Origin of the sequence: Pseudomonas sp. StFLB209, from assembly GCF_000829415.1 — a bacterium.
Lineage (GTDB): Bacteria > Pseudomonadota > Gammaproteobacteria > Pseudomonadales > Pseudomonadaceae > Aquipseudomonas.
Window position 1 is genome coordinate 5,318,376 of record NZ_AP014637.1, and the last position, 16,074, is coordinate 5,334,449.

At 63.4% G+C, this 16,074-nt stretch carries 11 protein-coding genes; 1 reads left to right on the forward strand and 10 read right to left on the reverse strand.

Annotated elements, in window-relative coordinates; translation table 11 throughout:
* Positions 1-234: 234 nt before the first annotated feature.
* The 3 genes from PSCI_RS23695 to ydiJ form a co-directional block, all read right to left on the reverse strand.
* A complete protein-coding gene (locus tag PSCI_RS23695) occupies positions 235-1,341 on the reverse strand; it encodes a Gfo/Idh/MocA family protein (RefSeq protein WP_045491737.1) in 1,107 nt (368 codons plus the stop codon).
* Between the two features lie 168 nt (positions 1,342-1,509).
* Positions 1,510-1,758: a hypothetical protein gene (locus PSCI_RS23700; protein ID WP_045494821.1), complete on the reverse strand. Its 249-nt coding sequence runs from the start codon at positions 1,756-1,758 to the stop codon at positions 1,510-1,512.
* A 163-nt stretch (positions 1,759-1,921) separates the two neighbouring features.
* Complete coding sequence (gene ydiJ, locus PSCI_RS23705) at positions 1,922-4,972, reverse strand: D-2-hydroxyglutarate dehydrogenase YdiJ (protein WP_045491739.1); 3,051 nt, start codon at positions 4,970-4,972, stop codon at positions 1,922-1,924.
* A 167-nt stretch (positions 4,973-5,139) separates the two neighbouring features.
* Between ydiJ and PSCI_RS23710 the strand changes: the two genes are divergently transcribed.
* A complete protein-coding gene (locus PSCI_RS23710; RefSeq protein ID WP_045491742.1) occupies positions 5,140-6,030 on the forward strand; it encodes a LysR substrate-binding domain-containing protein in 891 nt (296 codons plus the stop codon).
* 18 nt (positions 6,031-6,048) lie between these two features.
* Here the strand turns inward: PSCI_RS23710 and PSCI_RS23715 are convergent, their stop codons facing one another.
* The 7 genes from PSCI_RS23715 to PSCI_RS23745 form a co-directional block, all read right to left on the reverse strand.
* Positions 6,049-6,999 (reverse strand): D-isomer specific 2-hydroxyacid dehydrogenase family protein, encoded by a 951-nt coding sequence (locus PSCI_RS23715; RefSeq protein WP_045491745.1) that lies wholly within the window; start codon positions 6,997-6,999, stop codon positions 6,049-6,051.
* Positions 7,000-7,080: 81 nt separating this feature from the next.
* Positions 7,081-8,730, reverse strand: coding sequence for a dipeptide ABC transporter ATP-binding protein (locus PSCI_RS23720; protein WP_045491748.1), 1,650 nt, complete (start codon positions 8,728-8,730; stop codon positions 7,081-7,083).
* Positions 8,727-9,593, reverse strand: coding sequence for an ABC transporter permease (locus PSCI_RS23725; protein ID WP_084710095.1), 867 nt, complete (start codon positions 9,591-9,593; stop codon positions 8,727-8,729). Before PSCI_RS23725 ends, PSCI_RS23720 begins: the two co-directional genes overlap by 4 nt.
* Positions 9,590-10,597, reverse strand: a complete 1,008-nt coding sequence (locus tag PSCI_RS23730; RefSeq protein WP_084710097.1) for an ABC transporter permease — start codon at positions 10,595-10,597, stop codon at positions 9,590-9,592. Before PSCI_RS23730 ends, PSCI_RS23725 begins: the two co-directional genes overlap by 4 nt.
* 81 nt (positions 10,598-10,678) lie before the next feature.
* Positions 10,679-12,265: an ABC transporter substrate-binding protein gene (locus tag PSCI_RS23735; protein WP_231906493.1), complete on the reverse strand. Its 1,587-nt coding sequence runs from the start codon at positions 12,263-12,265 to the stop codon at positions 10,679-10,681.
* An 8-nt stretch (positions 12,266-12,273) separates the two neighbouring features.
* The gene (locus tag PSCI_RS23740; RefSeq protein WP_045491756.1) at positions 12,274-13,620 is read right to left on the reverse strand and encodes an LLM class flavin-dependent oxidoreductase; all 1,347 of its coding nucleotides are present in this window, start codon (positions 13,618-13,620) and stop codon (positions 12,274-12,276) included.
* 15 nt (positions 13,621-13,635) lie between these two features.
* Positions 13,636-16,068 carry a TonB-dependent receptor plug domain-containing protein gene (locus tag PSCI_RS23745; RefSeq protein WP_045491759.1) on the reverse strand — a complete coding sequence of 811 codons (2,433 nt, stop codon included), beginning with the start codon at positions 16,066-16,068 and terminating at the stop codon, positions 13,636-13,638.
* Between the last annotated feature and the right edge of the window lie 6 nt (positions 16,069-16,074).

The following is a 16,074-nucleotide window of genomic DNA, read 5'->3' on the forward strand; positions in this document are numbered from 1 at the left end:
CAGGCTTGGCAGGGATGTGACAGTGTTTCGTTGCGCTCTGGCCTACAGGCAATACTGCTCAGATAAGCGCCGCAGCCCTTGTGGGAGCTAGCTTGCTAGCGAAGACGGCGGCGTGTTCGCAGCAGATGCGGTGACTTTACCGGCCTCTTCACGTGCGACCGGAACGCCGGCCGGCTGCTCCCACAGAGACTTGCAGTGCCTAAACGCCCTCCCACAAGACCGCGCTCCCGACAATTATTCCGTCGGCATCTCGGTGTCGATCATCTCCGGCACCTTGGCCAGCGGGAACTGCCGCGCCTGGCCGGGTTGTGGTCCGCGCCTGGCCGGCAACGGCTCCAGCACCTGTGGGTGCCCGGTCTGCAAGGCGCGCTCGATGGCCGCGACCACCCGAACATCGCGCCAGCCTTCCTGGCCATCGGCCTCCGGTACTTCGTTGTTAAGTATGCAGTCAGAAAAATACGCAGTTTCACCGGCAAACTGATCCACCACCGGATGGGTGACCCTGCGGCTCTCGTCCTGCAAATGGGCACGGTAAGCAATGCCGACCCCTTCGCCGTAACCGAAACAAGGTGAAGCCTCGACCTCGCCTTCGCTACCGATCAGCTGGAAGCGCTCGCTGTCCGGCAGGCTGTAGCTGACCGTGAACTGCGCCAGGCGCTCATCCGGAAAGCGCAATGAAACGGTCACCGTGTCCCAGGTGCCGATATCACGGCCCGGCGTCTTGACGCCCACTGCACTGACCTCAATCGGCTCGGCCGCGAACAACTGGCGCACCATGTTCAGCGGGTACGGCCCCATATCCGGCACGGGACCTGCGCTAAAGCCATGTTGGGTACGGTGATTACTGAGTTTGACGGTCTGGGTGAAGGTCGAGGTAAACAGCCGAGGCACACCGAACTCCCCTGCCCGCACCCGCTCGATGATCTCCAGCGTGCCCGGCTCGCTGTGCAGCCGGTATGCGATCATCAGCTTGCTGCCAGTACGGTTGGCCGCTTCGATCATCGTGTGGCAGTCAGTCTCATTGGTGGCCATGGGCTTTTCCAGCAGCACATGGATGCCCGCCTCCAGAGCCGGCAGCACGAACTCCAGATGGCGAAAGTTGGGGGTGGCCACGTAGACCGCATCAATCTCGCCGGACTTGAGCAGCTTGCCATAGTCCTCATAACGGTAGGCCTTGATGCCATACAGCGTCGCCAGCCGATCAGCCTTGTCCGGGTCACCGGTCACCAGCGCCGTCAGCGTCGAATTACCGGTCTGGCCGACACCGGGCATGAATGCCCCTTGAGAAATCGACCCGCCGCCTACCACACCGTAGCGAATCTTGCCGTCTTCACTTGGCATCCTGACTCTCCTGGATCGCGGGCATCCGGTTGGCTGCCCTGTCTTGAATGGGGCCAGTGATGGGCGGGGAAGTTCAGAGAATCTTGTCGGCGGCTGGATATGCGGCGATCACAGCATTTCAACCAGAAGCCTGCGAACAGCCAGGTTCACAGGCTTCTGCTCAAGTCATCAGGCGTCGAGGCGCTTGGCCTGCTCCACCCCGGCACTGCTCAGTTTGATAGGAAAGGTGATCTGCGGCTCGTCCTGTTCGGACGTGACCGGCTGACCATGGATCAGGTTACGTGCCTGCAAATCCTTGAGGGTTTGGGCGACGACCTTCTCACCCCGGTAGTTGTCCAGAATTTCCTTGCCCAGCCCGGCCGGGTGGGCGTGCAGTAGACGGGTAAGAACTTCGCGCTCCAGTTCGTTATTGCTCATGGTGACCTCTCTGGTTGCAATCGACGTTTGTACACCTTCGATGATCGGGTGCCACATCAGGTCTGACCCGAGCGGCCAACAGAGATTCAGACAGATTGCCGCAGGTTTGCCGTACACAGAAAAACGCCCGCACATGCGGGCGCTTTCAAAGGCTCGGTTTGCGTTATTGGGTATTGCTGCCACGCAAGTGCGCCAGCAGTACCTGCAGCGGATGCAGTACCACCTTGCCATCCTGGCGCTTGACCTGGCTGCGGCACGAGTAGCCGTCGGCGACCAGCCCGCCATCTTCGCCGTGTTTGGCGACCAGTGGCTGCCAGGACTGTTGGTAGATGATCGCGGAGGTCTGCACGTTACGGGTTTCGTGGCCGTAGGTGCCCGACATGCCACAGCAGCCGCTGGGCAACACGTCGAGCTTCAGGCCCAGGCGGCTATAGGCTTTCTGCCACAGGCCGACGCTGCCCGGTTCGTTGGTTTTCTCGGTGCAGTGCGGCAGGAAGCGGAACACCTGGCCTGACGCTTCACGCTCCGGCAGTTGGGCATCGACCAGCCACTCCTGAGGCAGCAATACCGTCGGTGCCTGTTCGCCGAGGGTTTTGCTGTATTCCTGGCGATAGACCAGGGTCATCGCCGGGTCCAGACCGACCAGCGGGATGCCGTAGGCCTGCAGAGTCCGCAGCGACTGGCTGTTGTAGGCAGCGGCTTTTTCAAAGGCAGCCATGAAACCCTGCACCTGCAGCGGCTTGCCGTTCGGCGCGAACGGCGCCAGGTACACCTGATAACCCAGGCGGCTGATCAGTTCCAGCCAGTCGGCAGCCAGATGGGTTTCGAAGTACCGGGTGAAAGCGTCCTGCACCACAATCACGGTGCGCTGGCGCTGTGCGTCGCTCAGCCGCGCCAGGCGTTCCGGGGTGGCGATGGCCACATTCCAGCGCGCGCAGGCGGCGCGAAAATCCATCAGGCTCAGCAGCGGGCTGTCGACCATACCGGCCACGTGTTCCAGCAGGTAACGCACCGGTTTGGCGGCCATGATGGCGTTGTACAGCTTGGGGAAGCGCGCCATGTACGGAATGGTGAATTCCAGCGAACCGATCAGGTAGTCCTTGAGCGGGCGCAGATAACGGGTGTGGTACAGCTCCAGAAACCGCGAGCGGAAGTCCGGCACGTTGACCTTGATCGGGCACTGGCCCGCGCAGGATTTGCACGCCAGGCAACCGGCCATGGCCTCGTACACCTCGTGAGAGAAGTCCTGCTCGCCACGGCGTCGGCCCAGGCTGTTGCGCACCTTGCTGACCAGCCCGGTGAAGAAACTGGCCGACCGCGCCCGCACGCTGGCAGCCAGCACGTCGATGTTTTGTTCGCCTTGCAGGCGCAGCCATTCGCGGATCAGCGAGGCACGGCCCTTGGGCGAGTGGATGCGGTTGCGGGTGGCCTTCCACGACGGGCACATGGCGTCGTTGGGGTCGTAGTTGTAGCAGGCACCGTTGCCGTTGCAGTGCACGGCGCTCTCGTAGTGCTGCCAGACCCGCTCGTCAATGGTGCGGTCCAGGTCGCCACGCAGTTGCACTTCGTCAACCAGGGTCAGTTTTGCCTCCGGGCGCGTGGCCGGGGTCGCGATCTTGCCGGGGTTGAGCTGGTTATGCGGGTCGAAGGCCGCCTTGAGCGCCTGCAACGACGGGTAAAGCTCGCCGAAGTAACCCGGCACATACTGCGAGCGCAGACCCTTGCCGTGCTCGCCCCACAACAGGCCGCCGTGTTTCTGGGTCAGTGCGGCAACCTGATCGGAAATCGGCCGGATCAGGGCCGCCTGGGCCTGGTCTTTCATGTCGAGGATCGGCCGCACGTGCAGCACCCCGGCATCAACATGGCCAAACATGCCGTATTGCAGGCCGAAGCTGTCGAGCAGGTCGCGAAATTCCTGAATGAAATCGGCGAGTTTTTCCGGCGGCACGGCGGTGTCTTCCACGAACGGCTGCGGGCGTGCTTCGCCCTTGACGTTCCCCAGCAGGCCCACCGCACGTTTACGCATGGCATACACGCGGTTCACCGCCGCGCTGCCCACCGCCAGGGTGTGGCCGAGGCGTACCACCGAGGTATCCGTTTGCAGGTGTTCGATGAACTCATGTACGCGGCGCTCGACGTCGTCCAGCTCATCACCGCTGAATTCGATCAGGTTGATGCCCAGTGTCGGGGTGTCGGGGTCAGCCGGGAAGTATTCAGCCACGCCGTGCCAGACGATGTCTTGCATGGCCAGCATCAACACCTTGGAGTCCACGGTTTCGATCGACAGCGGCTTGTGCGCCATCAGCGCCTTGGCATCGCGCAGCGCTTCCATGAAGCCGGCATAACGCACGTTGACCAGAATCGAATGCTTGGGAATCGGCAACACGTTCAGGCGCGCCTCAACGATGAAGCCCAGCGAACCTTCCGAACCACACAGCACGCTATTGAGGTTGAAGCGGCCATCCTGCTCACGCAGGTGCGCCAGATCGTAGCCGGTCAAGCAACGGTTGAGCGGCGGAAAAATGTCCTTGATCAGTTGCGCCTTTTCATCGGCGATACCCTGGGCGCAGCGGTACACCTCGGCGGCACGGCCGCTGCCGGCTTTGGCGGTGTTGAGGGTGTCTTCGTCAATCACATGGCTGTACACCGAGCCGCCGCCGAGCAGGACGGTGTCCAGGTCCAGCACGTGGTCACGGGTCTTGCCATAGGTGCAACTGCCCTGGCCGCTGGCGTCGGTGTTGATCATGCCGCCGATGGTGGCGCGGTTGGAAGTCGACAGTTCAGGGGCAAAGAACAGCCCGTGGGGCTTGAGCGCCGCGTTGAGCTGGTCTTTGACCACCCCGGTCTGGACCCGTACCCAGCGCTCTTCGACGTTGATTTCCAGAATCCGGTTCATGTGCCGCGACAGGTCGACCACCAGCCCGTCGGTCAGTGACTGGCCGTTGGTGCCGGTGCCGCCGCCGCGTGGGGTGAGGACGATCTGCTGGAATTCCGGGCTGCCGGCCAGGCGGGCAACGATCTCGACGTCATCGCGATCACGGGGAAATACCGCTGCCTGGGGCAGGCGCTGATAGATCGAGTTATCAGTGCCCAGTACGGTACGTGAGCCATGATCCCTGGCAATTTCTCCGGCAAAGCCTGACTGGCCAAGGGCGGTAAGGAAGCGCTCGTAGAGATCGGCCTGTCCGGTGGCGGGTTTGAGCTGGGCAATCATGGCGGTATTTCCTGATGCTAAGACTTTTTATATGCAGAACACGTAGCCCGGGACCAAGCCCGGATACGCTGCTATTCACGGTTAGCCGCGATTTTGCGTAAGATCCATGCGCACGGCAAATGTAAATCCTGGCCGTTTTGCATGACTTTTATGAATGAGCCCTGTGCATGAATCCGCGTCGTCTTACCCCGTCCATGTCATTGCTGATCGCTTTCGAGGCGGCGGCCCGGCATGGCAGCTTCACCAAGGCCGCCGATGAGCTGGCGCTGACCCAGAGTGCGGTGAGCCGTCAGGTTCAGGCACTGGAGGCGCAGCTGGAGGTCGAGCTGTTCAAGCGCGATGGCCGGCGCATCGAACTGACCACCGCAGGCGCGCTGTACCAGCATGAACTGGCCGCCGCACTGGGGCGCATCCGCAGCGCCACCTTACAGACCATCGCCCACAAGTCGCAAAGCGGCACCTTGAGCCTGGCAGTGCTACCGACCTTTGGCTCGCGCTGGCTGCTGCCGCAGATGCATGACTTTTATGCCCGGCACCCCGGCTCGGTGGTGCATATCCATTCGCGCATTGCCTCAGGCGACCTGAGCGCCGCTTCGGCGGATATGAATGCGCTGATTTGCGTCGGTAACGGCAGTTGGCCGGGGTACATTGCGCATCCGCTGATGGCCGAGGAACTGCTGGTGATTGCCAGCCCGAGCGCCCTGCCCGACCATGCCGGCATGCGCCCTGCGGATGTCGCCCAGCGTTCGCTGCTAAGCGTGGTATCGCGGCCCAACGCCTGGTCGGACTGGTTTGAGCATCATGGGCTGGACCACCACATCATGCGCCCGGGGCCGAGTTTTGAGGTGACCTCGCATTTGATTCAGGCGGTAGCGGCCGGGATTGGCATTGCGCTGGTGCCCAGTGTGCTGGTGCGCGATGAGCTGGCACGTGGCGAGCTGGTCAGCCTGTTTGCACCGATGGACAGCGGACGCCGCTATTACCTGGCCTATCCGACCCGCTTCCAGAACCTGCCGGCGTTGGTGGTGTTTCGGGATTGGCTGTTGAATAGTTTGTAGGAGCGAGTCTGTCTGTTTTCAGTACCCACGCTCAAAATCCACTACATCACCCAGCGGCTGGTCTTTGTGATACCGCAGCAGGTTGGCGACGAAGTGTTCGACGATGTTGTGCCAGATCACGCCGCTGGCCGGGGATACGTGGGGCGACAGGCGCACTTTGGGGTGTTTGTAGAAGGGGTGGTCAGCCGGGGTCGGTTCTACGGCGGTGACGTCGAGGGTGGCGCGGCTGAGCTGGCCGGCGTCCAGCGCGTCGAGCAGCGCGGCTTCGTCGATCAGGCTGCCGCGGGCGATATTGACCAGGTGCAGGCCCGGTTTGGCGTGGCTGAGCAGAGCCTTGTCGACCAGTTGCCGGGTGGATGAGGTGGCCGGTGCGGCCAGTACCACGTGGTCGGATTCGGCGAACAGTTTTTCCAGGCTTTCGGCGCGTTCGACTCCCGGTACATCGAAGGGTTTGCCCGAACGGTTCACCGCGATCACCCTGACCCCAAGCGCTTGGGCCCGCACTGCCAGGTCACGGCCGATGGCCCCAAAGCCGACGATGCCCAGCGTGCTGCCGCTCAGTTGTTGCAGCGGGAAGCGCTGCCACTGTTCGGCGCTGTCGATCCAGACCTGCGGAAACTGTTTGACCTGGGCCAGGATCGCCGCCAGGGCGAATTCGGCCACCGCCACCGAGGCTGTGCCGCGCGCCGACGACACCGGCAATTGATCGAACAGCCAGGCCGGGTAGCCGTCGATGCCCGACGAGGTCAGTTGCACCCACTTGAGGTTGAACGGCCAGCCCGCCGGCTGCTCCGGCAGTTCCTGAGTGAGAAAATTACCGAAGAACGGCCGGGTCAACAGAATGCTCGCCTCGGGCGGCACCTGCGGCGCGCCCTGGCCGATGGCAACGATGGTGTACTCCGGCAGGCGCTGGCGCAGCAGCGCGTTGATTTCTTCATCGTGCTGGCTGGCGATCACGGTGTGGGACATGGATCAGTTCCTGTTTGATTTGCTTGATAAAGCGATGCTAGCAATCCGCGCGTGATGCCGAAAATGAATTAAAAATCTAAGCTAATATGCATTTCCATAATTAAGCGCCAACGCAGCTTCAGGTACTTGAGTATCGAGCCAGAGCCTTCCCGGCACATCAGCGAGCAACTTCGCGGTGTAGTCGGACGACGGCGCCTGAAACACCTGCTCGCAGGCGCCCTGCTCCACCACCTTACCGTCGCGCATCACCACGACATGATCGGAAATCTGCCGCACCACGGCCAGGTCATGGGAGATGAACAGATAACTCAGGCCCAGACGCTGCTGCAATTGCCCCAGCAGCTTGAGGATCTGCGCCTGCACCGAGGCATCCAGCGCCGACAGCGCTTCGTCGAGCACCAGCAGCTCCGGCTCCAGCGCCAGGGCACGGGCAATCGCCACGCGCTGGCGCTGACCGCCAGACAACTCGCCGGGCTTGCGCTGCAACAGATGGGCCGGCAGTTCGACCTGCTCCAGCAGACTCGCCGCACGCGCCCGGCGTGCAGCGCGCTCGCCAATGGCAAACGCATGCAGCGGCTCGCTGATGATCTGCTCCAGGGTCCAGCGCGGGTCAAGTGACGCATAAGGGTTCTGGTAGACGATCTGAATGCGCTGGCGCAGGGGCTGCCAGGCGCGCCGCGACAGGCGGCTCAGGTCTTGCCCGGCAAACAGCAGTTGGCCACGGTCGGCCCGCTCCAGGCCGAGAATCAGCCGCGCCGTGGTCGACTTGCCCGACCCCGACTCGCCCACCAGGCTGGTGGTGCCATGGCGTAGCACATTGAAAGACACCTCATCGACCGCTGCGCGCCCAGGCACGCGCCAGTTGGAGAAATCCTTGCGCAGCAGATGCACCTGCAACAGCGGCTCGGCACGCAACACCCTGTCACGGCGCGCTTGCGGTGCATCGCTCAGGGTCGGTGCCGCATCGAGCAATTGCCGGGTATAGGCGTGCGCCGGGTGCTGGAAAATCTGCTGCGCCGGGCCGCTTTCAACGATGCGCCCGCGCTGCATCACGATCAGCCGGTCAGCGCGATCCAGCGCCACCCCAAGGTCGTGGGTAATCAGCAATACCGCTGTGCCGCGCTGGCGGGCCAGGGTTTGCAGACGATCAAGCACCTGGCGCTGCACGCCGACGTCCAGCGCACTGGTGGGCTCATCGGCAATGATCAGCGGTGGGTCGTTGGCCAGCGCAATGGCGATCAGAATGCGCTGGCGCATGCCGCCCGACAACTGATGCGGATAGCTGCGCGCCACCCGCTCGACTTCATTGAGGCCAACCTGCGCCAGCAACGCTGGCACCCGTGCGCGGGCCTCGCGGCGCGCTACACCGTGTACGGTCATGGCCTCGCTGAGTTGCTGGTCGATGCGTTTTACCGGGTCCAGCGACAGGCCGGGGTCTTGCGGCACAAAGCCCACCAGCCGGCCGCGGCGCTGACGCCACTGGCGCTCGCCCAGGCCGACCAGCTCTTCGCCGGCCAGGCGAATACTGCCGGCTTCAATCACCGCGTTACTGGCCAACAGGCCAATCAGCGCCCCGGCCGTGGTGGACTTGCCCGAACCGGACTCACCAACCACTGCGACGATTTCCCCCGGATGGATGGCAAAACCCACCTGATCAATGCCCTCGACCCGCCCGGCGGTGCTGCAGTAACCGATGCGCAGACCTTCAACCTGCAAGATTGGCTGGCTCATGGGTGTTCTCCCTGAATGTCCTGAATGGCCCGCGCCAACTGGTTGGCCGCCAGCACCACCGAAGCCAGCACCAGCCCCGGCAGCGTGGTGTACCACCAGGCCGCGACCATATAGTTGCGTCCTTCGGAAATCAGCAGCCCCCACTCCGGTTGCGGCGGCGGCGCGCCAAAGCCGAGAAAGCTCAAGGCCGACACCGACAGCACTGCCGCACCAAACTCCAGCGCCGCCAGGGCCAGTACCGGCGCGGCGGCATGGGCAAGGATATGCCCACGAATGATCCCCCATGGCCCGACCCCGCTCACCAACGCCGCCTCGACAAACAACCGGCTGCGCCAGTGCAGCACTTCGCCGCGCACTAGGCGGGCAAAGGTCGCCACTGACGACAGGCCCACCGCCAGGGCGATGTTCAGGGTGCCGAAGCCCAGTACGGTGATGATCGCCATGGCCAGCAACAGCGACGGAATCGCCATCAACACCTCGACCATGCGCATCAACAAGGCATCCAGCCGACCACCGAAATAGCCGGCGACCGTGCCCAGTAAGATGCCCACCAACAAGGCGATCAGCACCGCCAGCGCGGTGGCTTGCAGCGATAACGCCGCCCCATGCACGGCGCGGCTGTAAAGGTCGCGGCCCAGATGGTCAGTGCCGAACCAGTGCTGCGCGCTGGGCGGTTGCAGCGCTTCGGCCGGCAGCCCCAGCAACGGGTCCTGGGTGCTGAATAAAGTCGGCCAGAGCGCCCAGGCCAGGGCCAGGCTCAGCACGACGATGCCCAACGGCAGCAACGGCCGTTTGCGCAGCACCGGCCGCACGCGGGCCAGCCAACCGGTACCGTTTGCGGCATATAGAACGGTGGTAGTCATGGGGCACCTGCGCGGATACGTGGATCAAGCAACGGATACAGCAGGTCCACCAGCAGGTTGACCAGAATGAAGATCACCGCGGCGAGCAGCACCACGCCTTGCACCATGGGAATGTCCTGATTGCTCACCGCCGCCTGAGCCAAACGCCCGACGCCCTCACGGGAGAACACGGTTTCGGTGACCACCGACCCCGCCAGCAGATTGCCCACCAACACTCCGGACAGGCTCAACACCGGCACCGCCGCGTTGTGCAGCAGGTGCACGAACAGCAAGCGCCGGCGGCTCAGCCCCTTGGCCAGCAGGCTTTCGGCGAACGGCTGGCGCGAGACATTGACCAGTGAGCGCAGCAGCACCTGGGCAATCACCGCCGCGGTGGGAATGGCCAGGGTCGAAGCTGGCAACACCAGCGCAGCAAAACCCTGGTTACCCATGGCCGGAAACCAGTGCAGCTTGAACGAGAAGCCTTGTAACAGCAGCAGCCCGACCCAAAACGTGGGCAACGACACCGACAACGCCGGCAGCCCGAGCAAGGCGTCGCGCAGCCAGCGCCAACGCACCAGGCTGGCGGCCAGCGCCAGACCGATACCGCCCAGTAACGCCAGGCACAACGCCAGCAGGCTCAACTGTGCGGTGGCAGGCAATGCCTGGAGCAAAGCCGCCGCCACCGGCTCGCCGCTCTGGATCGAATGACCGAAGTCCAGTTGCAGGGCTTTGTACAAGGCAATGCCGTACTGCACCGCCAGCGGCTCGTCCAGATGGTATTCGGCGCGCAACGCCAGAATCTGCGCCTGATCCGCCGCCGAGGGTTCACCACTCTGGTTAAGCATGATGCTTACCGGGTCACTGGGCAGCGCATAGAGAATCACGAACGACACCGTGAACGCTGCCCACAGCACCACTGCGCTCTGCCACAGACGGTGCAACGCGGCAGCGATCGTCTGACGCCAAAACAATCCCTGGCCTGGCGCGCCAGGGCTGGCGGTTATCGTTGAAAGGTCAGTCATTGGGTTACCTATTGGAGAGCCCCTTGGAGAGCCGTGGCCCGTTCGCTGCTGAAGCAGCTCCTACGGAGGCGCGTACGGCGTTCATGGCATCTGCAGCCAGGTATCGAAGAACTGCAAGCGCGACGAAGCCTCGTAATGCAGGCCATGTACCCGTTTGCCATGGGCGATCACCGTGGCCAGTTCGATCAGCGGAATCACCTGGCCCTGTTCGATCAACTCACGGCTCACCGCGTCGACCCGTTGCTGGCGCAGCGCCGGGTCGAGGGTGGCCGCCGGAGCTTCGAGCTGTTTGTCCAGCTCGCCTGGCTGACGCTTGCCATAGTTACGCCCGTTCACATGAAACAGCGTGCGCAGCACATCCGGGTCAGCGCGGGTCAGGTTGTAGAAATGCAGGCTGATATCGCCGCTGTTCATCAGTGCGGTGACCTGGCTGATGGTGGTACGGTTCAGCCGCAGCTCAACCCCGACGCTTTTCAGTTGCTGCTGGATCAGCTCCAGAATCGGCGTGTTCTGCCAGTAATCGACCTTCAGGCTCAGGCGCTGGCCGTCCTTCTGCCGGATGCCGTCAACGCCCGGCAGCCAGCCGGCCTCATCGAGCAGCCGCTTCGCGCCGTCAGGGTCATAGGTCAGCAGCGCGGAAAAGTCCGTATAGAACGGCGTACTGCTGGCCAGCACCGAGGTCGCCGGGCGCTGGTAACGGGAAATGATGCTGCGCAGTTGCTCGCGATCAATCGCCTTGATCAGCGCCTGACGCACCCGCAGGTCGCGGTACAACGGGTTGTTCAGGTCGGGGGTGAGGTTGTACACCACCCCAGGGTTGGCGCGGGTCAGCAAGGGGATGCCCTGAGCCTCCAGGGTTTTCTCGTTCTGCGCCACCACCCCGGTATCGACGTCGATCTGCCCGGACAACAGGCTGCCCAGCCGCACCCCGGACTCAGGCACGATGATGAACTCGATGCCGTCCAGCCAGGCCTTGCCGGTGTGCGCCGCCAGTGACGAGCCCCAGTTGTAGTCGTCACGGCGCGACAGGCTGACCTTCTGGTTGTGCACAAAACTGTCGAGTTTGAACGGCCCGCTGCCAATCAACTTGCCTTGGCAACGCTCGGCCGGGTCGCTGGCCAGCGTGGCCGGTGCCAGCAATCCCAGGCTCATGGTCGAGGTGGCCTGCAGGAACTGCGCATTGGGTTGTTTGAACTCAATGACCAGGGTACGGCTGTCGGGGGTGTCGATGCGCTGCAGGCCCGTCAGATACGTACCGGCCAGGATCGAGCGGGCGCCCAGGGCGATGATCTTCTCGAAGTTGGCCTTGACCGCCTGGGCATCCAGTGGCGAGCCATCGCTGAAGCTCACCCCGTCGCGCAGGTAAAAGGTAAAGCGCCGGGACTCGGCGTCGATCTCCCAGCGGCTGGCCAGCCACGGCACGATCTCGCCAGTCTGTGGGTCCTGGTCGGTCAGCGAATCGACCAGTTGCCGACCGACATTCAACGCGGTGTTATTGCCGGCCTGATGCGGATCGACACAATTGGGGTCGCCATCCAGCGCGACCTTCAGCACCCCGCCACTGACCGGCGTGCCGACCGCCGCCTGGCTGGCAGGCGGCGGCGACTCGCCACAGCCGGCCAGCAGCAAGGCTAATGCCAGCGCGGCGGGTTTGAACAACGTTTGCACCGGTTTGCTCATGCCACCTGCCCCGCTGTATGACGGTTGCGAATGTACGGCAAGCCCAGATTGTCGCGCAGGGTCTGGCCTTGGTATTCGGTGCGAAACAGCCCGCGGCGCTGCAACTCCGGCACCACCTCTTTGGCGAAGCCTTCGATGCCTTGGTGCAGCCCGGAAAACATCACATTGAAGCCGTCGGCAGCATCGGCCTCGAACCAGCCTTGCAGGTCGTCGGCGATGCTCTGGGCGGTGCCGATCAGAATCCGGTGGCCGCCGGCGGTGAGCTTGTTGAACAGCTCACGCACGGTGGGCCGTTCACGGCGAATCAGCTCGAACACCAGTTTCTGCCGGCTCTTGTGAGTATTGGTGTCGAACTGCTCCGGCGGCAGCGGCACCACTTCGTCGAACGGCAGCTCGGACAAATCAAAGCCCAGGCTGGCGAACTTCGAGATGCTGCGCAGAAAGGTTTTCGGTTCCAGCAGTTCCTGCAACTGGTCATAGCGGGCCTGCGCCTCAGCCTGGGTCTTGCCGACCACCGGAGAAACGCCGGGCAGGATCTTCAAGTGATCGGGGTCGCGGCCGAATTCTGCCGCCCGCGCCTTGATCTCGCGGTAGAACGTCTGGCCCTGCTCGATGGTGTGCTGGGCGGTGAAAATCAGCTCACCGGCCCGCGCCGCCAAGGCACGCCCGGAGTCCGACGAGCCGGCCTGGGCGATCACCGGATAACCCTGCACGGGACGTGCGGCATTGAGCGGGCCACGGACCTGAAAGTGCTTGCCGTGGTGGTCGAGCACATGCAGCTTGGCGGTGTCGAGAAAACGCCCGCTGGCCTTGTCTTGCACAAAGGCATCATCGGCGTAGCTGTCCCACAGGCCAGTGACCACGTCGTAAAACTCTTCGGCGCGCTGGTAACGATCAGCGTGCAACACATGGGCGTCGAGATTGAAATTCTCACCGCCGCCCAGCGACGTCACCAAGTTCCAGCCGACCCGGCCACCGCTGAGGTGGTCGATATTGGCCAGTTTGCGGGCCACGTTGTAAGGCTCGTTGTAGGTGGTGCTGGCGGTGCCGATCAGGCCGATATGCCGGGTGACCAGGGCCAGTGCCGGGAGCAGGATCAACGGGTCCCAGCGCACGCTGTTGGGGCCGCGCTCCAGCACCGCCAGGTCCGGTTCGACATTGACCGTGTCATTGAAGAACAGCGCATGAAAGCGCGCTGCTTCGAGGGTCTCGGCGATCCAGCGAAAGTGCCCGAAGTCGCGAAACGAGTCAGGTGCGGCGCTCTCGTGGCGCCAGGCCGAACCCATGATGCCGGCGCTGGGGATGAAGGCGCCGAGCAATAGTTGTTTCTGCGTTGTGCTCATGAAAGCTCCTACAGATCAGAAGTCATAGCTCAGGCGCGTGTACCAGAAGCCGCCATAAGGGTTGAACGGTGAGGCGTTGCCGAATTTCGGGAAGCCGTTGACGTCACCGGCCGGGTAGCCGTTGTTGTCGGCACGCACGTCGAACAGGTTGTTGGCGCCCACGGCCACGCCCAGCTGGTCGGTGACCGCATAGGCGACTTCCAGGTCGGTGATCCACTTGGCGCCGAAGGTCGAGTCGAAGTTGGGGTTGGCATCGCGCACCGTGACCTTGTCGTAACGGGTTACGCCGAGGTTGATGTCGAAGCGGTCGATCTTCCACTGGCCGCTGAGAATCAGCTTGGTCTCCGGGTTGGCCACGGTCAGGTAACCCTGGGCAACCCGGTCGAACAACTCCAGCCCGCTGCCGGATAACGCAGCCGGCGTCGACTTGATGCTGTCCAGCTCGGTCTTGTTGTAGTTGAACGCCACGCCGTACTTGACGCTGCCAAAGCGCCCGTAATCGACCCGATAGTCGGTAACCAGATCCACGCCACGGGTGGTGGTGTCTGCGGCGTTGGTGAAGTACTTGACCCGGTAACCGGGCGTATAACCCAGTTGCTGCAGCACCTGGTTAACCCCGCTGCCAAACAGAAAGCCGGTCAGCGCCACCCGGTCCTTGATCTCGATCTGGTAGGCATCGAGGGTCACGTTGGCTTGCGGCAATGGCTTCCAGGTCAGGCCCAGGCTGATGTTGCGCGACTTTTCCGGGTCGAAGTCTTCGGCGCCCAGGGCGCGAGCCAGCGGCGAGTCGACCCGTGCGGTCTTGGCTTCGACGAACTGCGCCACACCGTTGACCAAGGTGTACTGGTTAGAGGTCTGGGCATAGGTCGATTGCGACAGCGACGGCGCCCGAAAGCCATTGCTCAGCGTGCCGCGCAGGGCGAACTCCGGGGTGAAGTCGTAGCGCACCGAAACCTTGCCGCTGGCGGTGTTGCCCGAGCTGTCGTCATATTTTTCGAAGCGCCCGGCCAGGCCCAGGTACAGCTTGTCAGTGGGGTTGATGCCCAGGTCCAGGTAAGTGGCGTAGCTGTTGCGGCTGTTCTGCCCGGCGTCTTCCGGGGTCAGGGTGATCGCGCCTTGAGCGCCCACGGCGGCGGGCTGGCCGGCCAGCGGCCCGCTCGGGTAGACATAGCCACCGTTGATCCAGGCTTCGACATCTTCGGACTGGGTCTTGTAGCGCTCGTGACGATGCTCGGCACCCCACGACACTTGTAGCGGCTTGGCGAGCCCCACATCAAAGGCGCGGGTCAGGTCGAGGTTGCTGGTCCACTGATCGAAGGTGTTGGTGTAACTGTCGAAGCGGGTCGGGCTGCCGGGGCCCAGCGAGGCGTTAAGGCTCTCGTCCGAGCCGGCCAGCGACTTGGCGCGGCCAAAGGTCGAACTCAGGTCCCAGTTCCACTCGGCGAGCTGGCCCTTGGCACCGGCAGCGGCCTGAAAGTCGGTCTCGTCCAGGGTGTAGAACGGTGCGGTGCCGTCCGGGTAAATCTGCGGGATGATGTTGGTCGAGTTGGGCCGCCGGAAGTTCTGCCCGCCCCTGGCGTCGCGCTGGCTGTAGGTTGAGAACGAGTACAGGGTCAGGTCGTCATTGACTGGCAGTTCGGCGTTATAGCTGAGGTTGTAGCCCTTGATCTTCGGCAGACCGTTGCGCTGCGGCTGGCGGTCGGCGCCGGCCTCGCGTGCATCGCCGGGAAAGTAGAAGTTACCGGTCGCGTCCCTGGAGCGCACCGCCGTCTGTTGCGATTTGGCATCCACCGAGACGTTGAAAAAGCCATCGTTGGGCAAGGCAAAGCCGGAGTTGACCGCACTGCGAATCGTCCCGCCGTCGCCGCCTTCGTAGTATTCGCCATACTGGGTGCTGACCGAGCCGCCATGGTCGGTCTGCTTGAGGATGATGTTGATCACCCCCGCGATGGCATCGGAGCCGTACTGCGCCGAGGCACCGTCGCGCAGCACTTCCACATGGTCGATGGCGCTGACCGGAATCAGGTCCAGGTCCACCGGGTTGGTGCCATAGGCGGCAGTGGAATCGAGGTTGATCACCGAGCTGTTGTGGCGCCGCTTGCCATTGACCAGCACCAGCACGTTGGAACCGTTCAGGCCGCGCAGGCTATAAGGCCGGGCAATGCTGTCGTTGGAGCTACCCGACGGCCGCTGACTGAACGACGGCAAGGCCTTTTCCAGCGCGCCGCGCAAGCTGGCCTGGCCGGTTTTTTCCAGTTGCGCGCCACTGACCACGTCAATAGGCGCCGGGCTGCTGGTCACGGTGCGGGCTTCACTGCCGCGTGAGCCGGTGACCACCACGGTTTCCAGGCTTTCAACAGGTTCGGCGGCATGCACCGGCAACAGCGTGAAGCCAGCCAGCAGCATCGGTGCCAGCGCCAGGGAGGGCTGAGGGAACGTCAGTTTCATAAGGGA